23 protein-coding genes are annotated in these 17395 nt (G+C 67.6%); 14 read left to right on the forward strand and 9 right to left on the reverse strand.

All coding sequences use genetic code 11. The annotated features are described in order from the left end of the window. The 5 genes from ACVCMI_RS13145 to ACVCMI_RS13165 all read right to left on the reverse strand — a co-directional run bounded on the left by ACVCMI_RS13145 (position 1) and on the right by ACVCMI_RS13165 (position 5426). Positions 1-735, reverse strand: a complete 735-nt coding sequence (locus ACVCMI_RS13145) for an ABC transporter permease subunit (protein WP_395119457.1) — start codon at positions 733-735, stop codon at positions 1-3. Beyond that, positions 732-1676 carry an ABC transporter ATP-binding protein gene (locus tag ACVCMI_RS13150; protein WP_395119459.1) on the reverse strand — a complete coding sequence of 315 codons (945 nt, stop codon included), beginning with the start codon at positions 1674-1676 and terminating at the stop codon, positions 732-734. Before ACVCMI_RS13150 ends, ACVCMI_RS13145 begins: the two co-directional genes overlap by 4 nt. A 192-nt stretch (positions 1677-1868) precedes the next feature. Further along, entirely contained in the window at positions 1869-3236 is a 1368-nt protein-coding gene (locus ACVCMI_RS13155; protein ID WP_395119461.1) for a polyketide cyclase, read from the reverse strand. A 202-nt stretch (positions 3237-3438) separates the two neighbouring features. Continuing rightward, positions 3439-4080: a response regulator gene (locus ACVCMI_RS13160; protein WP_395119463.1), complete on the reverse strand. Its 642-nt coding sequence runs from the start codon at positions 4078-4080 to the stop codon at positions 3439-3441. 122 nt (positions 4081-4202) lie between these two features. Beyond that, positions 4203-5426: a sensor histidine kinase gene (locus ACVCMI_RS13165; RefSeq protein WP_395119465.1), complete on the reverse strand. Its 1224-nt coding sequence runs from the start codon at positions 5424-5426 to the stop codon at positions 4203-4205. Between the two features lie 195 nt (positions 5427-5621). Here ACVCMI_RS13165 and ACVCMI_RS13170 point away from each other — a divergent pair, with 195 nt between their 5' ends. The 5 genes from ACVCMI_RS13170 (at position 5622) to ACVCMI_RS13190 (ending at position 8755) form a co-directional block, all read left to right on the forward strand. Continuing rightward, positions 5622-6239, forward strand: coding sequence for a GNAT family N-acetyltransferase (locus ACVCMI_RS13170; protein ID WP_395119467.1), 618 nt, complete (start codon positions 5622-5624; stop codon positions 6237-6239). Continuing rightward, positions 6236-6997, forward strand: coding sequence for a septum site-determining protein MinC (minC, locus tag ACVCMI_RS13175; protein WP_395119469.1), 762 nt, complete (start codon positions 6236-6238; stop codon positions 6995-6997). Before ACVCMI_RS13170 ends, minC begins: the two co-directional genes overlap by 4 nt. Before the next feature lie 51 nt (positions 6998-7048). Further along, the gene (minD, locus tag ACVCMI_RS13180; protein ID WP_395119471.1) at positions 7049-7864 is read left to right on the forward strand and encodes a septum site-determining protein MinD; all 816 of its coding nucleotides are present in this window, start codon (positions 7049-7051) and stop codon (positions 7862-7864) included. Between the two features lie 5 nt (positions 7865-7869). Continuing rightward, positions 7870-8166 (forward strand): cell division topological specificity factor MinE, encoded by a 297-nt coding sequence (minE, locus tag ACVCMI_RS13185; RefSeq protein WP_395119473.1) that lies wholly within the window; start codon positions 7870-7872, stop codon positions 8164-8166. Positions 8167-8257: 91 nt separating this feature from the next. Beyond that, positions 8258-8755 carry a hypothetical protein gene (locus ACVCMI_RS13190; protein ID WP_395119475.1) on the forward strand — a complete coding sequence of 166 codons (498 nt, stop codon included), beginning with the start codon at positions 8258-8260 and terminating at the stop codon, positions 8753-8755. 33 nt (positions 8756-8788) lie between these two features. Here the strand turns inward: ACVCMI_RS13190 and chaB are convergent, their stop codons facing one another. The 4 genes from chaB to ACVCMI_RS13210 form a co-directional block, all read right to left on the reverse strand. Further along, entirely contained in the window at positions 8789-9016 is a 228-nt protein-coding gene (gene chaB / locus ACVCMI_RS13195) for a putative cation transport regulator ChaB (protein WP_447098514.1), read from the reverse strand. Positions 9017-9116: 100 nt separating this feature from the next. Then, a complete protein-coding gene (locus tag ACVCMI_RS13200; protein ID WP_447099441.1) occupies positions 9117-9692 on the reverse strand; it encodes a DNA-3-methyladenine glycosylase in 576 nt (191 codons plus the stop codon). A 7-nt stretch (positions 9693-9699) separates the two neighbouring features. Continuing rightward, the gene (locus tag ACVCMI_RS13205) at positions 9700-10161 is read right to left on the reverse strand and encodes a carboxymuconolactone decarboxylase family protein (protein ID WP_447098513.1); all 462 of its coding nucleotides are present in this window, start codon (positions 10159-10161) and stop codon (positions 9700-9702) included. A 5-nt stretch (positions 10162-10166) separates the two neighbouring features. Beyond that, the gene (locus ACVCMI_RS13210; protein ID WP_395119481.1) at positions 10167-10997 is read right to left on the reverse strand and encodes an isocitrate lyase/PEP mutase family protein; all 831 of its coding nucleotides are present in this window, start codon (positions 10995-10997) and stop codon (positions 10167-10169) included. Positions 10998-11158: 161 nt separating this feature from the next. Between ACVCMI_RS13210 and ACVCMI_RS13215 the strand changes: the two genes are divergently transcribed. From ACVCMI_RS13215 to ACVCMI_RS13255, 9 genes are all read left to right on the forward strand, one after another. Then, positions 11159-12301, forward strand: a complete 1143-nt coding sequence (locus ACVCMI_RS13215; protein WP_447098512.1) for a DUF2235 domain-containing protein — start codon at positions 11159-11161, stop codon at positions 12299-12301. A 210-nt stretch (positions 12302-12511) separates the two neighbouring features. After that, a complete protein-coding gene (gene crcB, locus ACVCMI_RS13220) occupies positions 12512-12898 on the forward strand; it encodes a fluoride efflux transporter CrcB (protein WP_395119485.1) in 387 nt (128 codons plus the stop codon). Positions 12899-12910: 12 nt separating this feature from the next. Then, positions 12911-13282: a DUF190 domain-containing protein gene (locus tag ACVCMI_RS13225; RefSeq protein ID WP_447098511.1), complete on the forward strand. Its 372-nt coding sequence runs from the start codon at positions 12911-12913 to the stop codon at positions 13280-13282. 3 nt (positions 13283-13285) lie between these two features. Further along, positions 13286-14404 carry a cyclopropane fatty acyl phospholipid synthase gene (cfa, locus tag ACVCMI_RS13230; protein ID WP_447098510.1) on the forward strand — a complete coding sequence of 373 codons (1119 nt, stop codon included), beginning with the start codon at positions 13286-13288 and terminating at the stop codon, positions 14402-14404. 133 nt (positions 14405-14537) lie between these two features. After that, complete coding sequence (locus tag ACVCMI_RS13235; protein WP_447098509.1) at positions 14538-14855, forward strand: hypothetical protein; 318 nt, start codon at positions 14538-14540, stop codon at positions 14853-14855. A 152-nt stretch (positions 14856-15007) separates the two neighbouring features. Beyond that, a complete protein-coding gene (locus tag ACVCMI_RS13240) occupies positions 15008-15415 on the forward strand; it encodes an MAPEG family protein (protein ID WP_447098508.1) in 408 nt (135 codons plus the stop codon). 59 nt (positions 15416-15474) lie between these two features. Then, positions 15475-15720 carry a hypothetical protein gene (locus ACVCMI_RS13245; RefSeq protein WP_447098507.1) on the forward strand — a complete coding sequence of 82 codons (246 nt, stop codon included), beginning with the start codon at positions 15475-15477 and terminating at the stop codon, positions 15718-15720. 73 nt (positions 15721-15793) lie between these two features. Next, positions 15794-16660 (forward strand): TraB/GumN family protein, encoded by an 867-nt coding sequence (locus ACVCMI_RS13250; RefSeq protein ID WP_447098506.1) that lies wholly within the window; start codon positions 15794-15796, stop codon positions 16658-16660. A 13-nt stretch (positions 16661-16673) separates the two neighbouring features. Beyond that, positions 16674-17318: a carbapenem self-resistance protein CarG family protein gene (locus ACVCMI_RS13255; RefSeq protein WP_447099440.1), complete on the forward strand. Its 645-nt coding sequence runs from the start codon at positions 16674-16676 to the stop codon at positions 17316-17318. Positions 17319-17395: the final 77 nt, after the last annotated feature.

The raw sequence follows: 17395 nt of genomic DNA on the forward strand, positions 1-17395 counted from the left end.
TCAGCGCGTCCGCTTGAGGTCGAGCAGCAACACGCCGGCGACCAGCCAGCCCAGCGTGCTGAGCACGAAGTACAGCAGGTCGCGCAGGTCGAGCACACCGCGCGAGATCGCCTCGAAATGACGCAGCATCGAAAGGTGCGCCACGGCGTTGATGAGGCGCCGCGGCAGCGCGCCCTGGAAGAAATCCAGCACCTGCGGCTGCCCGGCCAGGATCAGCAGCACGCAGACCAGCGCGGTGAGGATGAAGGCCACCACCTGGCTGCGCGTCAGCGCTGACAGGCAGGCGCCGATGGCGATGAAGTTGCCGGCCATCAGCCAGCTGCCCAGGTAGCCGGCCAGGATCACGCCGTTGTCCGGCGCGCCCAGGTAGTTGACGGTGATCCAGATCGGAAAGGTCAGTGCCAGCGCCAGCCCGATGAACAGCCATGCGGCGAGGAACTTGCCGAGCATCGCCTGCCACAGCGTCAGCGGCAGGGTCAGCAGCAGTTCCAGCGTGCCGCCCTTGGTCTCCTCGGCCCACATGCGCATGGTGATCGCCGGCACCAGGATCAGGTACAACCACGGGTGCATCACGAAGAACGGCTGCAGGTCGGCCTGTCCGCGCTCGTAGAAATCGCCGACGTAGAAGGTCAGGATGCCGGCGAGCACCAGGAAGATCACCAGGAAAACATAGGCCACCGGCGTCGCGAAGTAGCTGCCCAGCTCGCGCCGCACCACCGCGTTGACCGGACTCATGCCGCCACCCCGCGGCCGACTTCCTCACCGCTGGTGATCTGGCGGAACACCTCGTCGAGGCGGCCGCGTTCGAGCTGGATCTCGGAGACTTCAAGCCCCTGCTCTTGCAACAGCCGCTCGACCGGTTCCAGGATGCGCTCGCCCGGCTTGGGGAACACCGTGACGCGACCGTCCAGCGGATCGATCTCCACCCCGGCCACCTGCGGCAGCCGGCCCAGCATTTCCTGCGACATGCCGCTGCCCGGCGCACTGAACGATACCGCGCCGTGATAACGCGAGCGCGCCTCCAGCTCGGCGGGCGTGGCATCCGCCAGCAGCTTGCCGCGGGCGATGATCACCACCCGGTTGCACAGCGCGTGCACTTCTTCCAGCAGGTGGGTGGAGATCAGGATCGTGCGGTCGCGCGCCATCATGTCGATCAGCTGGCGCACCGCGTGCTTCTGGTTCGGGTCGAGGCCGTCGGTGGGTTCGTCCAGCATCAGCACCGGCGGGTCGTGCAGGATCGCCTGGGCCAGGCCCACGCGTCGGCGCAAACCCTTGGACAGCGTGTCGATGCCCAAGCCGAGCACCTCGTCCAGCTGCAGTTGCTGCACCACCGCATCCATGCGCCGATAGCCCGCCTCGCCGCGCAGCCCGCGGATGCGCACGATGAATTGCAGGAACTCGCGCACGGTCATCTCGCCGTAGCTGGGTGCGCCCTCGGGCAGATAGCCCAGCGCGCGCTTGGCCTTCAGCGGTTCGCGCATCGCGTCGTAACCGCACACCCGCGCGCTGCCGGAGGTCGGCACCAGGAAGCCGGCGATCATGCGCATGGCCGTGGACTTGCCCGCGCCATTGGGTCCGAGCAGCCCCAGCACCTGGCCCGGCTCGACGCGGATGCTCAATGCATCCACCGCCGTGAGGTTGCCGTAGCATCGGGTGAGTTTGTCGGTTTCGATCATGTCCGCGAGCGGGCTGTGGCCGGGCTGGCGACGCGCTGGCCGCCGGCCAGTCGGGGCGCCGGAGTGTCCCGGCAATGTACCGCAAGAGCGCCGCGACCGCGCGCACGGCCGGCGTGCAGTCGCAGGGGCGCCCAAGAAAAAGGCCCTTTCGTCACGAAAGGGCCTTCATCGAACAGCTGCCGTGCGCCAGGTTTATTCGGCGGCAGTGGCAGCCGCAGCCGGTGCGCTGGAGGCGGCCGGTGCGGGCGCCGAACCTGCGGCCGCCGGTGCACCGTTCTGCTCGGGCGGAAGCAGGCCTGCTTCCTGCTCCGGCGTCTGCGCCGGCGCGTCGAGCAGCGGCAGCGACACCTGGTGGCGTGCGTAGCTGGTGATCGCACCGGTGGAATCCCTCACCTCTGCCGCGACCACGATGTCGTAGGGCGGGTTCACGGTGCTGTCGAACTTGTAACCGTGGGTCTGCGCGTAGGCGGTGAGCATCTTCACGGTCTGCGGCACGCCGTTGAAGGTGCCTTCCCAGATGCCCTGCAGCGTGGAACCGCCGAAGGCCATCATGCCGCGCACATCGCCTTCCACCACCAGGTTGCCGAAGCGGTCGCGGGTGCCGGCCGTGGCGGCGGCCGCGGCGGCGGCTGCGGCGGAAGCGGACGGCGCCGGCTCGGCGGCGGCGGTCGCGTCCAGCGTGGGCGCGACGGGAGCGGTCAGCTGCTCGCTCTGGCCGTTGATGGTCAGCGTGCTGGAGTCGATCGGCAGGGCCACGTCGAAATCGAAATCCGGATCGCCGTAGTTCGTGATGAACAGGATCGCCGGGCCGGTCACGTTCACGCCCAGCTTCTTGGCCTGCGCCTTCAGCTCGGTCTGCGACTGCGCCAGGATGTCGTCGAGCACTTCGGAGCCGCCCTTGCTGCGGTCGATGTGACGCGTGACGAACAGCACCGGGGTCGGCTGCGACTGCGCGATCTTCGGCATCAGGCCGCTGTAGTCGACGTTGGCCACGCCGGCCAGCACGTTCTGCAGGTTGTTCAGGCTGAACTGGATGAACGAGTCCGGATCGCCGTGGATGTACAGGTTCGCGAAGCGGTTGATCAGGTTCCAGCCGTACTGCACGTCGTACGACCAGGTGATCTGGGTCAGGCGGCCGTGACCCTGGCGCTCGAGATCCAGCGTGAAATGCTTGTCCAGACCGCGCCAGTTGTTGTCCAGGTTCCAGACGATGGTCGCATCCTGGGTGTTGTTGTCGATCTGGTCGAACTGCGGCGTGGCGCTGGCGATGGTCAGACCGCCGTCACCCAGCTTGGGGTCGGTGCTGGTCCAGCTGATCTCGGAACCCGGGCCATACGCCTTGCCGGAGAACTTGAACTGCACGCCGCTGTCCTGTGAACGGAGCACGGAGTAATCCGGGAAGCGCCGGAAATTGTTCAGCAGGTCGTACACCTGGCGCATGTCCTTGCCGACAACCTGTGAGCGTTCGACGTGCCCGCTGGAGGGCATGACCACCGCCGCCACCACGCCAATCACCGCGACGATGACCAGGGCAACCAGAAATTCAAAGACACGCATCATTCCAGAGTTCTCCGAAGCGTCTTTACGCCATACCTTGAGTGTGCCCCAACAGCTGCGCGGGCCCAGGGGGCAGCAGCGGGGGTCGGCAAACGCCGAAGCCGCCGATGTTACTTGCTCGCGGGCTTGAACGCCATCCGCCCGCAGAGGCTCCCGCCGCGGCCGCGAAGGCAGCTCCACCCAAGGCGCGCAACCCCGTCGGAGCTCATACGATGCCCAGTTCCAGCGCCTTCAGCACGGCCCGGGTGCGATCGCGCACGCCGAGCTTGGAAAGGATGTTGGAGACGTGGTTCTTGACCGTGCCCTCGGCCACCTTCAGCGAGTTGGCGATCTCCTTGTTGCTGTAGCCGCCGGAGAGCAGGCGCAGGATCTCCGTCTCGCGCTCGGTCAGCGGGTCGGGCTGTTCGAGGCTGGTGAACTGGTTCTGCATCCGCGCCACGCCGGCCATCAGGCGCTGGGTGACCATCGGCGCCACCAGCGAGCCGCCGGCGGCGACGGTGCGCACGGCCTCGACCAGCTGCTCCAGCGAGACGTCCTTCAGCAGGTAGCCGCGCGCGCCGGCCTTGAGGCCCTGCAGCACCAGCTGGTCGTCGTCGAAGGTGGTCAGGATGATGGTCGGCGGCAATTCGTTGCGCGCCGACAGCGCCTGCAGGACTTCCAGCCCGCTCATGTTCGGCATGCGCAGGTCCAGCAGCATCACGTCGGGCTTGATCCGCGGCACCTCCAGCACGGCCTGCGCGCCGTCGGCGCACTCGGCCACCACGCGGATGTCCTCGGCCAGGTCCAGCAGCGAACGGACGCCCTGCCGCACCAGGTTCTGATCGTCGACGAGACAGACGGAAATCATCGGGGATCCTCGGTCATGGGTGACTGGCGGCTGGCTGGGTGGTGCCCCTAGGTAAGCGCCGTATTGTTGCACGGCTTCCGCCGCGGGCGACCGCGCCTGCACAAGGGCTGCCGCCGAACCGCTTACGAAACATCCAGCGCCGGCGGCTCGAACCGCGAGGGCGTGTGCGCCAGCGCCGCCTGCTCGCCCAGTGGCAGCCGCACGGTCAGCGCAAAGCCTCGGCTCAGGCCGGCATCCAGCGACACGCTGCCGCCGAACTCGGCCAGGCGCTCGCGCATGCCGGACAGGCCGTTGCCTTCGGCCACCTGGTCGGCGCCGCGACCGTCGTCGCGCGCGTGCAGCCCCAGCTGGCCGGCCTCGGCGTAGGCAAAATTGAGCCACAGGTTGCGCGCGCCCGCGTGTCGCGCGGTATTGGTGACGATTTCCTGCGCGCAGCGCAGCAGCACCTGGGCGCGCTGCGGGTCCTCCACGCTGAAGCGCGGCGGCATCGCCACGTGCACGTTCAGGCCGGGCACGCCCTCGGTGAGGCCGCGCAGCGCCTGGGTCAGGTCGATCGAGTCGTCCTGGCGCAACTCGCTGACCACCTCGCGCACGTCGGCCAGCAGCAGCTTGGCCGTGCTCTGCGCCTTGCGCACGTGCGCCGCGGCCGCCTCGTTGGTGAGGTGGCAGGCCACTTCCAGGTTCAGGCTGAGCGCGGTGAGATGGTGGCCGATCAGGTCGTGCAGGTCGCGTGCGATGCGCATGCGCTCGGCGATCCGGCTCGATTCGGCCAGCAACGCCCGCGTGGTGCGCAGCTCGGAGTTCAGGCGGCGCTGCACGTCGCTCTGCTCGGCCTGCTGGCTGGTCGCCAGCGAGGCGATGTAGGTCAGCGCCGAGATGCCCAGGTAGATGCTGGTCTGCAGGAAGGCCAGTCCGACGCTGTGGTCGTACTCGGGGAAGTTGACGAACACCGCGACCAGGCTGAGGTTCTGCAGCACGATGCACAGCACGCCCAGCCACACCGGCAGCAGCCACGGCAACGCCACCGCGCTGATCGCCATCAGCATCGCCGACAGGCCGCTGTGGCTGTACCAGCCCACCGCCATCGCGAAGAAGCTCATCGCCACCAGCCCGATCAGGCGCAGCCCCTGGTAACGGCGCTGGCCGAGGTTGCTGGTGACCACCCAGTACAGGAGGCCGAACAGCAGGTAGCACAGCGTCCACATCAGCAACGCGAGGTTGGGCCGATGCAGCAGGCTCACCCGTTCGGCCGCCCAGCTGGTGATCAGCGGGGTACCCACGCACAGGTAGGTGAACAGGCCGGCGTAGCGCAGCAGCCGCACGTGGTTGAAGTTGGACAATTGCATGCCCGGCATCATAGGGGAGCGCGCCACGCGCGCAATGCGCGGGAAGTCACGCCCGGCCAGGCCTTGCCGGCACCGCTTTACGCCGGTTTTACATGTTCCCGGCTTGATGCCAGCGCGACAGCCGCATGGCATAATGCGCCGTCCGGGAGCCGCACCGTCGACTCCTGTCCCGATTCCACCATTGCGGAGCAACGAATGGCCCTTGCCATCCGCGACGTGCGCGAGCACGACCTGGATGCCGTGCTGGCGCTCAACAACGCCGCCGGTCGCTCCATCCTCACCCTCGATGCCGGCCAGTTGCGCTACTTCTTCGAGCACGCGAACTACTTCCGTGTCGCCGAGATCGACGGCCACATGGCCGGTTTCCTGATCGCCCTGCGCGAAGGGCTCGACTACGACAGCCCGAACTACCGCTGGTTCGCGGCGCATTACCCGCAGTTCGTCTACATCGACCGCATCGTGATCGCCAACGCCTACCGGCGCCACGGGCTGGGCCGCATTTTCTACAGCGATGTGCACAGCTACGCCGAAGTGCGCGTGCCGCTGCTGACCTGCGAGGTGTTCCTGGAGCCGCGCGACGACGTGGTGGTGCTGTTCCACGGCACCTACGGCTTCCAGGAGGTCGACCAGCAAAAAATGGGGCCCGACGGCCCGCAGGTCAGCCTGCTGGCGAAGGACCTGCCCAGCTACGCGTACGTCCGCGACACCTGGCTGGAGCACGGCGGGCTGCCCGACACGGCGTGGCTGGCCGAGCGCGAGCTGCCGCACGACGACAGCGGCCAGCGGCGTATCGCCCGCGAGCGGCACGCATGAACGCCCGCGCCGAAACCAACGACGCCTGCGACCTGCGCTTCGGCCAGGTCGGCATCGCCTGCGTGCGCGTGCGCCGGGTCGACGCCGCCGCGCTGTGCGACGAACTCGAACGCCGCGTGCGCGCCGCGCCGCAGATGTTCGCCCGCGCCGCGGTAGTGCTGGACCTGAGCCACCTGTCGAGCCTGCCCGACGACGGCGCGGTCGACGCCCTGCTGGAGGCCGTGCGCAGCGCCGGCATGCTGCCGGTGGGCCTGGCCTACGGCACCAGCGAGACCGAGGCGCTGGCCAAGCGCATGGGCCTGCCGCTGATCGCCAAGTTCCGCGCGGCGTACGAACCGGCCGCGGCCGCGCCGGCGGCAGCCCAGCCGGCGCGCACCGAACCCGCGCCGCCGCCCGAACCGATCCTGTCCACCCCCGCCGCCGGCAACCGGCAAAGCACCGAGCACCACATCGGCACGGTGCGCTCCGGCCAGCAGGTCTACGCGCGTGACTGCGACCTGATCGTCACCGGCACCGTCGCCAACGGCGCGGAGGTGATCGCCGACGGCAACATCCACATTTACGGTGGCCTGCGCGGGCGTGCCATGGCCGGCGCGCAAGGCGACGAGAAGGCGCGCATCTTCGTCTCCGGCTTCCGCGCCGAGCTGGTCGCGATCGCCGGGCAGTACCGCGTGTTCGAGCAGATTCCGGCCGAACTCGAAGGTCAATCCGTGCAATGCTGGCTGGAAGGCGAAAAGCTGCTGATCGCCAGGCTGTGATCGTTCACCACGCATCCTGTACAACAAGAACAACCACGCGGAGATGGGCCCTTGACTGCTGAGATTATCGTTGTCACCTCCGGCAAAGGCGGCGTCGGCAAGACGACGACCAGCGCCTCGCTCGCCACCGGCCTGGCCATGGCCGGCAAGAAAACCGCGGTGATCGACTTCGACGTCGGCCTGCGCAACCTCGACCTGATCATGGGCTGCGAACGCCGCGTGGTGTACGACTTCGTCAACGTCGTGCACGGCGAGGCCACGCTCAAGCAGTCGCTGATCAAGGACAAGCGCTACGACAACCTGTACGTGCTGGCCGCCAGCCAGACCCGCGACAAGGACGCGCTGACCATGGAAGGCGTCGAGAAGGTGCTCGACGGCCTGTCCGCGGAGGGTTTCGAGTACGTGGTGTGCGACTCCCCCGCCGGCATCGAGAAGGGCGCCCACCTGGCGATGTACTTCGCCGACCACGCCGTGGTGGTGGTCAACCCGGAAGTGTCCTCGGTGCGCGATTCGGACCGCATCCTCGGCCTGCTCGCCAGCAAGACCCGGCGCGCCGAGAAGGGCGAGACCCCGGTCACCCAGCACCTGCTGCTGACCCGCTACAACCCGGCGCGCGTGGCGATCGGCGAGATGCTCAGCGTGAAGGACGTGGAGGAAATCCTCGGCATCGAGGTGGTCGGCGTGATCCCCGAATCGGAGAACGTGCTGACCGCCTCCAACAACGGCATCCCGGTAATCGTCGACGCCAACTCGCAGGCCGGCCAGGCCTACGGCGACACGGTGGCCCGCATTCTCGGCGAAGAGCGCCCGTTGCGCTTCATCGACGTGCCCAGGAAGGGCTTTCTCCAGCGCGTGTTCGGAGGTTGATCACGATGGGTATTCTCGATTTCCTGAAGCGCAAGCCCGAAGCCACCGCCACGGTGGCGCGCGAACGCCTGCGCATCATCGTGGCGCAGGAGCGCTCCACCCGCGGCGCACCGGACTACCTGCCGATGATGCGCAACGAACTGCTCGAAGTGATCAAGAAATACGTCCACGTCGACCTCGATGCGATCAACATCAACTTCGAGCGCGACAGCGGCCACGAGATCCTCGAACTCTCGGTCACCCTGCCGGAAGGCAAGCAGGCGGCCAAGGGCGAGAACAAGGACGAAGCCAGGACCGGCTGAGCCGCGGCCAGCCGGTTTTCATCATTCGACAGCCCGCCGGCACCCTGTCCGGCTCCACTCCGCCGCCACCGCACGCGCCCGGCGCACGACCATGCATCCCGACATCACGCGACCTTCCGGCGATCCGGCCCGCACCGTGCTGCGCATGGCCGACATCGGATTCGACGCGCCCGCGGCGCTGCTCGGCCGCTTCGGCCTGCACCTGCAGCGGGTGGCGGCGGGTGAACCGATTCCCGGCAGCTTCTGGGGCGAGGAGGAGGCCGGCATCATCGGCACCACCGTCTACGCCCGCGACGACACGCCGGCACACTCGCTGCTGCACGAGGCCGGCCACCTGATCGTGCTGCCGGCGGACAGACGTCCGGACGTCCATACCGACGCCACCGATTCGATCGAGGAAGAAGACGCCACCTGCTACCTGCAGATCGTGCTGGCCGACGAGCTGCCCGGCGTGGGCCGCGAACGCCTGATGCGCGACATGGACGCCTGGGGCTATTCGTTCCGTCTCGGCTCGACCCGCGCGTGGTTCGAACACGACGCCGAAAATGCCCGCGAATTTCTCAAGGCGCGCGGCCTGCCGCACGCCTGACGCAGGTCCCCGGCTCCGAACCCCGAATCCCGGCTACCTGGCGTGCCAGTTGCCGTCGCGGCCCTTCTCGTACTTCTGCTTGACCGCCGACCAGGCGACCTTGTGCGCCGCTTCCTCGCGTGACTCGTCGCCGCGCCGCTCGTCCTTGTCGGCGTATTCGTCCCAGGCGCTGTTGAATGCTTCCTTGTAGATCTCCTGCGCGTGCCTGGGCAGGTGGTCGCGTACGGAATCGGGCAGGTTGCTGATGGAGGAATAAGGCATGGCCGCAGGCTCCGCAATGGGTGGTGAGGCTGGGTACCGTGTACCGCGCGCGATCAACCTGCCGTCAATTCCATGTGGTCTGCGCGGCAAGCACCTCCGCTCAGCGACGCGAGACGTGCGGGTCGTTCGGCACGTACCAGCGCCACGGCTCGTCGACCGCGCGGGTGATGCCGACGCGCGGCGTGATCACCGGCGCGGCCGGCGGCGGCACGCCATCGTCGACGATGCTGAAGCCGCCGGCGCCGTCGACCAGGTCGATGCCGTCCTGCGCGCGGTCGATGCCCATCGCCTGGCACAGCCGCGCCGGTCCGCGGCACAGGTCGCGATCGCTGCGGCAGGCGGGGCGTGCGGCGCGCATCGCAGCCAGCCCGTCCAGCGGCGCCAGCGCGCGCAACAACACCGCCACGCCCTCGCCCTCCTCGCCGCAGACCGGGTTGCAGCACCAATGCATGCCGTAGGTGAAGTACACATAGAGCAGCCCCGGCATACCGAACATCGTCGCATTGCGCGCCGTGCGGCCGCGCCAGGAGTGCGCGGCCGGATCGGTCGGCCCGCAGTAGGCTTCGGTTTCCACGATGCGGCCGCTGCGGCCGTCGGCGTGCCGCAGCACCTTGTTCAGCAGTTCCGGCGCCACCGTGCGCGGGTCGCGCCGGTAGAATGCGCGCTCCAGCACCATGGCGCGATCAACCCGCCGGCTGCGGCTGGTAGTTGCCGACATCCGCGCGGAATCCGATGGCCAGCCGGTTCCAGCCGTTGATCGCGATGATCGCCAGGGTGAGATCGACCATGGCCTTGTCGTCGAACTGGGCGCGTACCTCGTCATACAGGGCGTCAGGCAGGTCGTTCGTCGATACCAAGGTGACCGCCTCGGCCCAGGCCAGCGCGGCACGCTCGCGCGCCGAGTAGAACGGCGCCTCGCGCCACGCCGCCAGCACGTGCAGCCGCTGCTCGGTTTCGCCGGCGGCGCGCGCGTCCTTGCTGTGCATGTCCAGGCAGTACGCGCAGCCGTTGATCTGCGACACGCGCATCTTCACCAGCTCGATCAGCGAATGCTCCAGGCCGCTGCCGCGAACCTGGGCTTCCATCGCCAGCATGGCCTTGAAGGCGGCCGGCGAGGCGGTCCTGTAGTCGATGCGTCCACTCATTCCTGTCACCTCTCGTCAGTTCGAACCGGTTCGAACAGTTGCTGCGCGTCGGCGTAGCCGAAGTCGGCAACCAGTCCCTCGAAATTTCCGCTCTCGCGCATGCGCGCCAGCGCGTGATCGACGGCCGCCAGCGCCAGCGTGGTCAGCCGCGTGGCGGTGCTGACCCGGGCCACGCCGAGCCGGAAAAGCTCGGCCAGGCCGGGCATGCCGGCGCCTGCCGCGACGTTGACCGGCGCGTCGAGCGCGCGCACCAGCGCGGCCAGCGTGGCCGGATCGGCCAGTCCGATCGGATAGATGCAGTCGGCGCCCGCGGCGAGATAGGCGCGGCCACGCTCGATGGCGTCGGCCAGGCGTGCGGCCGGCTCGGCGCCGTCATGCTGCATCCAGTGATCGACCCGTGCATTGATCACGATCGGCACCCCGGCCGCGTCGGCGGCCGTTCGTGCCGCGCGCACCCGCGCCGCCGCCGCGGACGCCTCGCGCAGCGGGCCGTGGCCCGGCATGCCGTCCTCGATGTTGATGCCGACAGCGCCCGCGGCAATCACCGACTGCACCGTCGCGGCCACCTCCGCCGGCGTCTCGCCGTAGCCGGTCTCGATGTCCACCGTCACCGGCACCTCCGCCGCGCGCACGATGCGGGCGACCGCCGCCAGCACCTCGTCCAGCGGCGCCTGCTCGCCATCGGCGTAGCCCAGCGACCACGCCACGCCGGCGCTGGTGGTGGCCACCGCGGCGAAGCCCCGCCGCGCGAACAGCCGCGCGCTGAGCGCATCCCAGGCGTTGGGCAGCAGCAGTACGCGGCTGCGGTCGTGCAGGCGCCGGAACGCCTGCGCCATGTCTGTCCGGGCCCGTGACTGCATCGTCGCGCGTCGCCTCGTCTGGCGGAGTTGACCTTGCAGCATACGCCGCCGGCCACACTGGCGCATGGCGCCTGCTACAGTCGGCGCCGATCGACCCGAAGCTGTCGCGGGCTGCGCCCGTCGCGACGGAGGAATCCATGACCACGCGCCGACTGGTGCTGTTGTTCGATGGCACCTGGAACAAGCCGGAATCGAATACCAACGTGGAGCGCCTGCGTCGGCTGATCGCGCCGCGCGACGCACTGGGCAACGTGCAACAGGTCAACTACATCCCCGGCGTGGGGGTGAAGCGCGGGATCACCCACCTGCTCGGCGGCGCGTTCGGCTATGGCCTCTCGGGCAACGTGCTGGATGGCTACCGCTGGCTGTGCGACACGTGGCAGGCGGGCGACGAGATCTACCTGTTCGGTTTCAGCCGCGGCGCCTATACCGCGCGCAGCCTGGGCGGCCTGATCCGAAAATGCGGCCTGCTCAAGCGCGACGGCCGCGGCAAGCTGTCCCGCGCCGACGCAAGTCACGCCTACGATTTCTACCGCGACGTGGAGACCAGGCCCGACGACCCGGCCGCGCGGGCATTTCGCCAGCAGCACTCGATCGAGGTGGACATCCATTTCATCGGCGTGTGGGACACGGTCGGTTCGCTCGGCATCCCCGACACTGCCTCGTGGTTTCCGTTTGCGCGCTCGCGCTACCGCTTCCACGACACCGAGCTGAGCAAGATCGTCAAGCACGCCTACCAGGCGCTGGCGCTGGACGAACATCGCGGCGATTTCCAGCCCGCGGTGTGGACGCGCAATCCGTACACCGTCAAGCCCGGCGAATCGCTGACCTCCAAGAAGCGCGAACAGGTCGACGTCGAGCAACGCTGGTTCATCGGCTCGCACTCCGACGTGGGCGGCGGCAATCGCCGCGACGGCGCCGGCCGCAAGCCCGACCCGCTGCCCGACCTGGCCCTGGCCTGGCTGCAGACCCGCGCGATCAAGGCAGGCCTCACCTGCAGCGAACTGCTGGTGCCGCCGCCTGATGCATGCACGGGCGTGCCGCGCGACTCCTACAAGGAGTTCATGGACGGCCTCTACAAGGAGTTCAAGCCGCCGTTCGACCGCACCGTGGGCAGCGGCGTCAACGAGAAGGTGGACGAATCGGTGTGGCGTCGCTGGCTGGCCGACCCGGGCTACCGTTCGCCCAGCCTGGTTCGCGCCCTGGCCACCGCGACCGTGTTGATGTCGGTGGAAAGCGTGACCGACCCGGTCGCGCCGGTCGGCAGGCGCGGCGGTTGATCCACGCTTGACGGGCGGCCGGCGGTTTCCACTACGATGGCCCGATGGGAGATGGCATGCCTCCCGTTGCGGGCGCGCGACGCGTCCGCAACCAACCACCCCGGGTGCTTCCGCCACGAGGTTGATGATGCCTGCAACGCCGGTTCCCGGCGGCGCAGGCCTGCCTGTCGCTGCGGTCGCCGGAACCTTTCCTGCAACGGAGTAGCGCACGTGGGTCTGACTGGATTTGTCGCGATCGGGCTGGGCGGTGCCCTCGGTTGCTGGTGCCGCTGGGGCCTGGGCCTGCTGTTCAACCCGCTGTTCCCCACCCTGCCGCTGGGCACGCTGGCCGCCAACCTCACCGGCGGCCTGCTGATGGGCGTGGCAATCGGCCTGTTCCGCCATTTCCAGGCCGCGTCTCCGGAGCTGCAATTGTTCGTGATGACCGGCTTCCTCGGCGGCCTGACCACGTTCTCCACCTTCTCCGGCGAAGCGGTCACCCTGCTGCTGCGCCAGCAGTACCTGTGGTTCGGCGGCCACGTGCTCAGCCACCTGGCCGGCTCGCTGGGCATGACCGTGCTCGGCCTCGCCCTGACCCGCAACCTGCTGCGCCACTGAACGGGAGACCCCATGAATCACCAAGCCCTGCAACACGGCGCGCACCTCACCTTCTATTGCCATGCGCGTGCACGTCACGAAGGCATCCTGCTTTCCGAGTGGCTGCTGGCGCAGGCCAAGGCGCTGCATATCGGCGGCGGCTCGGTGTTCCGCGCGATCGCCGGCTACGGCCGCCACGGCGTGCTGCACGAGGAGCAGTTCTTCGAACTGGCCGACGACCTGCCGGTCAAGATCGAGTTCGTGCTGCTCGACGAGCAGGCCGAGGCGCTGCTGCAACGGCTGCGTGAGGCCCGCGTCGACGCCACGTATGCACGCTGGCCGGCAAGCTTCGCGGTACTCGGCGATTCGCCGCAGCCGCATGGGCATCATCAAGGCACGAGGTAGCGCATGAGCCAGGACGACCTCAAGAACCGCGCCGGGGAACTGCTGGCGCAAGCCGGCATCCACATCAACGGCCACGACGCGACCGACCTGCAGGTACACGACGAACGCCTCTACGCCCGCGTGTTTGCCCACGGTTCGCTGGGCCTGGGCGAGGCCTACATGGACGGCTGGTGGGACGCCGCCGACCTGCCCGGCCTGTGCACCCGCCTGCTCAGTGCGGGCATCGACCAGGGCCTGAAGACCCTCGACACCGTGCTCGCCCACCTCAAGGCGCGCTTCATCAACCTGCAGCGCGGCGAGCGCGCGTTCGAGATCGGCAAGGCCCACTACGACCTCGGCAACGACCTGTTCCAGGCCATGCTTGGCAAGCGCCTGGTGTACTCGTGCGGCTACTGGGCCAAGGCCGACAACCTCGACGACGCGCAGGAGGCCAAGCTCGACCTGGTCTGCCGCAAGCTGCAGTTGAAGACCGGCCAGCGCGTACTCGACATCGGCTGCGGCTGGGGCGAGGCGTTGAAGTATGCCGCCGAGCACTACGGCGTCGAAGGCGTCGGCATCACCGTCTCGCAACAGCAGGCCGACTACGCGCGGGAACTCTGCGCCGGCCTGCCGATCGAGATCCGCCTGCAGGATTACCGCGAGGTCGACGAGCCGTTCGACGCGGTGTATTCGATCGGCATGTTCGAGCACGTCGGCGGCAAGAACTACCGCAGCTATTTCGAAACCGTGCGCCGCTGCCTGAAGGAGGGTGGCCTGTCGCTGCTCCACTGCATCGGCAGCAACGGCGCGCCGGCGCAGACCGATCCGTGGATCGAGAAATACATCTTCCCCAACTCGATGATCCCCGCCGCCAGCCAGGTCGCGGCCGCGCTGGAAGACCTGTTCGTGGTCGAGGACTGGCACAACTTCGGCGCCGACTACGACCGCACCCTCACCGCCTGGCGCGCCAACGTCGAATCCGCCTGGCCCACCCTGCCGGAAACCTACGACGAACGCTTCCGGCGCATGTGGCGCTACTACCTCGCCGTCTCCGCCGCGGTCTTCCGCAGCCGCCGCGACCAGCTGTGGCAGATCACCCTGAGCCCGCACGGCGTGCCCGGCGGCTACCGCGTGCCGCGCTGACGCGCGCGCGGGCTCAAGTCATTGCCGCCGCGCCGTGCCGAATATCCAGGGGATGCCTGAGGGCTTTCATGTGCACCAGGGAACGGATGGAAGGGTCATGCGGAAAACCGGGGGCACCCGTCTCCAGGCCGGCATGCTGTCGCTTCTGGGGCTTGTGTTCGCGCTCCTGCTGCTACTCGATGTCGCCTATTTCATCCATGGGTCGCTGGAGCTGTTCCCCACGCAGGAACAGCAGGGGAAGATCAAGGGCATCGCGGCGCTGGCAGGGTTCGGTTTCGCGCTCGTCGAACTGGTGATCCTGGCCCTGCTCAGGCGGCTTTGCGCGCGCACCCATCGAACCCGAAACTCCGTGAAAGCATCCACGCCCGACGGCATGACGGGATTGAAGACAGCTTCGCTCCGTCCGGATTCGTTGCCACCTCCAGCGCGGGGCCCCACTGAATCGCATTGACGGCCCACGCAATGGCGGCTGCCAAAACAAGAGCATATTAGGGACGCGAACAAGGGGCGGAAGAAATGAATTGGCTGTAATCCAAACGAGCCCCGACCTAGCCGGCGGCTACCACCCATCCCACCCACTCCACGCAAATCGCAGGCGGCACCATGACCACCTCAGCTCTGGTACTCACGCTGTTCCTCGCCTGGACATTACTGCTGCTGGTAGTGATGGAGGTGCTGCGCAGCTACCTCGTCGTCACCGGCCGCGTCCGCTCGAACGGGTTCGCGCCCGACAACGCGGGCCTTTCGCCGTTCATGCAGCGGCTCGCCCGGGCACACGCGAACTGCATCGAAAGCCTGCCCGTCTTCGGCGGGCTGTTGCTGGTCGCGCTGGTCACGGATCGGACCGAGGTCACGGATGCGCTGGCCCCCTGGCTGCTGGGCGCGAGGGTCATCCAATCCGGCATCCACCTGGCTTCGACCAGCGTCATCGCCGTCAACGCCCGCTTCACCGCCTTTGCCGTGCAAATGGGCATTGGTGTTTACTGGACCTGGGGGCTGCTCGGCCTGTAGGTCAAACGAGGTCGGCGTCATTCAAGTTCAAACGCCACAAACTCTCCCAGGGAGCCGAAATGGATAGCCAGAACAAGTATTGGTTTCCCGCCAAACGCTACGGCTGGGGCTGGGGCCTGCCGACTCGATGGGAGGGTTGGGTTTGCCTTGCCGTCTATGCGGGGTGTGTTGCGCTGATCTTTCATTTCCTGCGACCAGCGGCCGACCCCGTCATGTTCGCGCTCAGCCTGGCATTGCTTACCCTCGGCCTGATCGCCGTGTGCTGGCTGAAGGGCGAACCGCCGCGCTGGCGTTCGGGCGACTGATCGGCATGGACGATCGCAGACAATCCGGGGTACCGGATTGAACCGCCACGCGCTTGCCGCAACACTCGCAGGCATGAAGCACCTGCTCGCCCACATCTCCCTCTGCCTGCTCCTGTTGCTGCCCGCGGCAGTCATCGCCCACCCCGCGCTGTGGGTAGTGAAGGATGCCGATACCACGATCTACCTGTTCGGCACGGTGCACCTGATGCCGAGCGACGCCAGTTGGCACGACCCGACGCTGGACCGGGCGCTGGCAGACAGCCGGACGTTGTACATCGAACTGACCGACGACGACCCGGCGAACATGACGGCGCTGGTGCTGCGCTACGGGATGGATGCGACGCACCCGTTGTCCAGCCAGCTCAGCCAGTCGGAGGCGCATCGGCTGGACCTGCTGGCGAACAAGCTCGGCGTGCCCGGCGGCATGCAGACGCTGAACGTGATGCGCCCGTGGCTGGCCGCGCTGACGCTGGCGGTGACGCCGCTGCTGAAGGCCGGGCTCGACCCGGAGCATGGCGTGGACAAGCAGCTGAAGGCGCAGATGAGCGCCGCCGGCAAGCCGGTGCTGGGCCTGGAAACCGCCGAACAGCAGATCCGCTTTCTCGCCGACATGCCGCGCGCGATCGAGCTGGCCCTGCTGCGCTCGACCATGCGCGACGCGAACAAGGGCACGTTCCGGCTCACCGAACTGATCGACGCCTGGAAGGCCGGCGACGTGGACGCCATCGCGCGCATCGGCAACGACGACATGCGCCTGCACGAGCCGAAGCTCTACCAACGGCTGCTGGTGCAGCGCAACCAAGTGTGGGCGACCAAGATCGCCGCCATGCTGCAGCAGCCCGGTACAGTCTTCATCGCCGTCGGCGCGGCACACTTGGCCGGGCCGGACAGCGTGCAGGTGCAGTTGCGAAAGCTCGGCATCTCCGCTCAACGAAATTGAGGCCATCGCCGTGATGAAGTCCGCAGGGATCGTTGCATTCGCACTGGTGTGTCCGCTTGCCTTGTGGGCACAAACGCCGGTGCAGCCATCGCACGGCCGAAATTTCAGCCACCTGCAGGTCATCGACATCGCCAACGGACCCAACGCGATCGACATCGATGGCGATGGCCGGAAAGATCTGGTCTTCAATGCCCACCGAAGCAACTTCAACGCACATGATTTCGAGCACATCACGTTCTACATGCAAGATCATGTTGAGGCCGGCGAAACGGATGGGACGGTGCAGAGGAAGCCGATGTGGAATGTCGTGCCGTTCTTCAACGAGAAGATTCCCGAATACGTGGCCTTCGACACCATCGAGGGGGCGGATTGCTGGCTGCGCGACATGGTCTTGCTACGCAACCCGGAGGGTTCCGTCACCGTTATCACGGCTGATCGCACCCTGGGGACGTCCTATGCCGACAAAGCGCGCATGACATTCTCGATCTATCGTGTTGCGCACAATGCGGATGGTGCACCAGGATCACCGCCTGTTTATTTCCAGCGTATCGACCAGTTCCAAAGCAGGAACCTCTATTGCGATGCGAATTACGCCATCGCCGCAGAGCTCGGCGTGAAGTTCAGGCACCCGCTCGAAGACAACGGCATCGATCACTGAAAGGTACCCGCAGGCACCGGCTTTCTGGCACCATCGTCCGGCTATCCGCGCAGCCTGCGCGCTACCTGATTGATCCA

It is taken from the genome of Rhodanobacter sp. UC4448_H15, from assembly GCF_052978265.1.

What these genes read in the sequence shown, in the direction of transcription:
- cfa (WP_447098510.1), top strand. Translation starts at nt 13,286, where the DNA reads ATGAGCCAGGACGACCTCAAGAACCGCGCCGGGGAACTGCTGGCGCAA.
- ACVCMI_RS13150 (WP_395119459.1), bottom strand. Translation starts at nt 1,676, where the DNA reads ATGATCGAAACCGACAAACTCACCCGATGCTACGGCAACCTCACGGCG.
- minE (WP_395119473.1), top strand. Translation starts at nt 7,870, where the DNA reads ATGGGTATTCTCGATTTCCTGAAGCGCAAGCCCGAAGCCACCGCCACG.
- ACVCMI_RS13200 (WP_447099441.1), bottom strand. Translation starts at nt 9,692, where the DNA reads ATGGTGCTGGAGCGCGCATTCTACCGGCGCGACCCGCGCACGGTGGCG.
- ACVCMI_RS13235 (WP_447098509.1), top strand. Translation starts at nt 14,538, where the DNA reads ATGCTGTCGCTTCTGGGGCTTGTGTTCGCGCTCCTGCTGCTACTCGAT.
- minC (WP_395119469.1), top strand. Translation starts at nt 6,236, where the DNA reads ATGAACGCCCGCGCCGAAACCAACGACGCCTGCGACCTGCGCTTCGGC.
- ACVCMI_RS13240 (WP_447098508.1), top strand. Translation starts at nt 15,008, where the DNA reads ATGACCACCTCAGCTCTGGTACTCACGCTGTTCCTCGCCTGGACATTA.
- ACVCMI_RS13255 (WP_447099440.1), top strand. Translation starts at nt 16,674, where the DNA reads ATGAAGTCCGCAGGGATCGTTGCATTCGCACTGGTGTGTCCGCTTGCC.
- ACVCMI_RS13145 (WP_395119457.1), bottom strand. Translation starts at nt 735, where the DNA reads ATGAGTCCGGTCAACGCGGTGGTGCGGCGCGAGCTGGGCAGCTACTTC.
- ACVCMI_RS13155 (WP_395119461.1), bottom strand. Translation starts at nt 3,236, where the DNA reads ATGATGCGTGTCTTTGAATTTCTGGTTGCCCTGGTCATCGTCGCGGTG.
- ACVCMI_RS13210 (WP_395119481.1), bottom strand. Translation starts at nt 10,997, where the DNA reads ATGGCGCAGGCGTTCCGGCGCCTGCACGACCGCAGCCGCGTACTGCTG.
- ACVCMI_RS13215 (WP_447098512.1), top strand. Translation starts at nt 11,159, where the DNA reads ATGACCACGCGCCGACTGGTGCTGTTGTTCGATGGCACCTGGAACAAG.
- ACVCMI_RS13160 (WP_395119463.1), bottom strand. Translation starts at nt 4,080, where the DNA reads ATGATTTCCGTCTGTCTCGTCGACGATCAGAACCTGGTGCGGCAGGGC.
- ACVCMI_RS13245 (WP_447098507.1), top strand. Translation starts at nt 15,475, where the DNA reads ATGGATAGCCAGAACAAGTATTGGTTTCCCGCCAAACGCTACGGCTGG.
- ACVCMI_RS13250 (WP_447098506.1), top strand. Translation starts at nt 15,794, where the DNA reads ATGAAGCACCTGCTCGCCCACATCTCCCTCTGCCTGCTCCTGTTGCTG.
- ACVCMI_RS13190 (WP_395119475.1), top strand. Translation starts at nt 8,258, where the DNA reads ATGCATCCCGACATCACGCGACCTTCCGGCGATCCGGCCCGCACCGTG.
- chaB (WP_447098514.1), bottom strand. Translation starts at nt 9,016, where the DNA reads ATGCCTTATTCCTCCATCAGCAACCTGCCCGATTCCGTACGCGACCAC.
- ACVCMI_RS13225 (WP_447098511.1), top strand. Translation starts at nt 12,911, where the DNA reads ATGAATCACCAAGCCCTGCAACACGGCGCGCACCTCACCTTCTATTGC.
- ACVCMI_RS13170 (WP_395119467.1), top strand. Translation starts at nt 5,622, where the DNA reads ATGGCCCTTGCCATCCGCGACGTGCGCGAGCACGACCTGGATGCCGTG.
- ACVCMI_RS13205 (WP_447098513.1), bottom strand. Translation starts at nt 10,161, where the DNA reads ATGAGTGGACGCATCGACTACAGGACCGCCTCGCCGGCCGCCTTCAAG.
- ACVCMI_RS13165 (WP_395119465.1), bottom strand. Translation starts at nt 5,426, where the DNA reads ATGCAATTGTCCAACTTCAACCACGTGCGGCTGCTGCGCTACGCCGGC.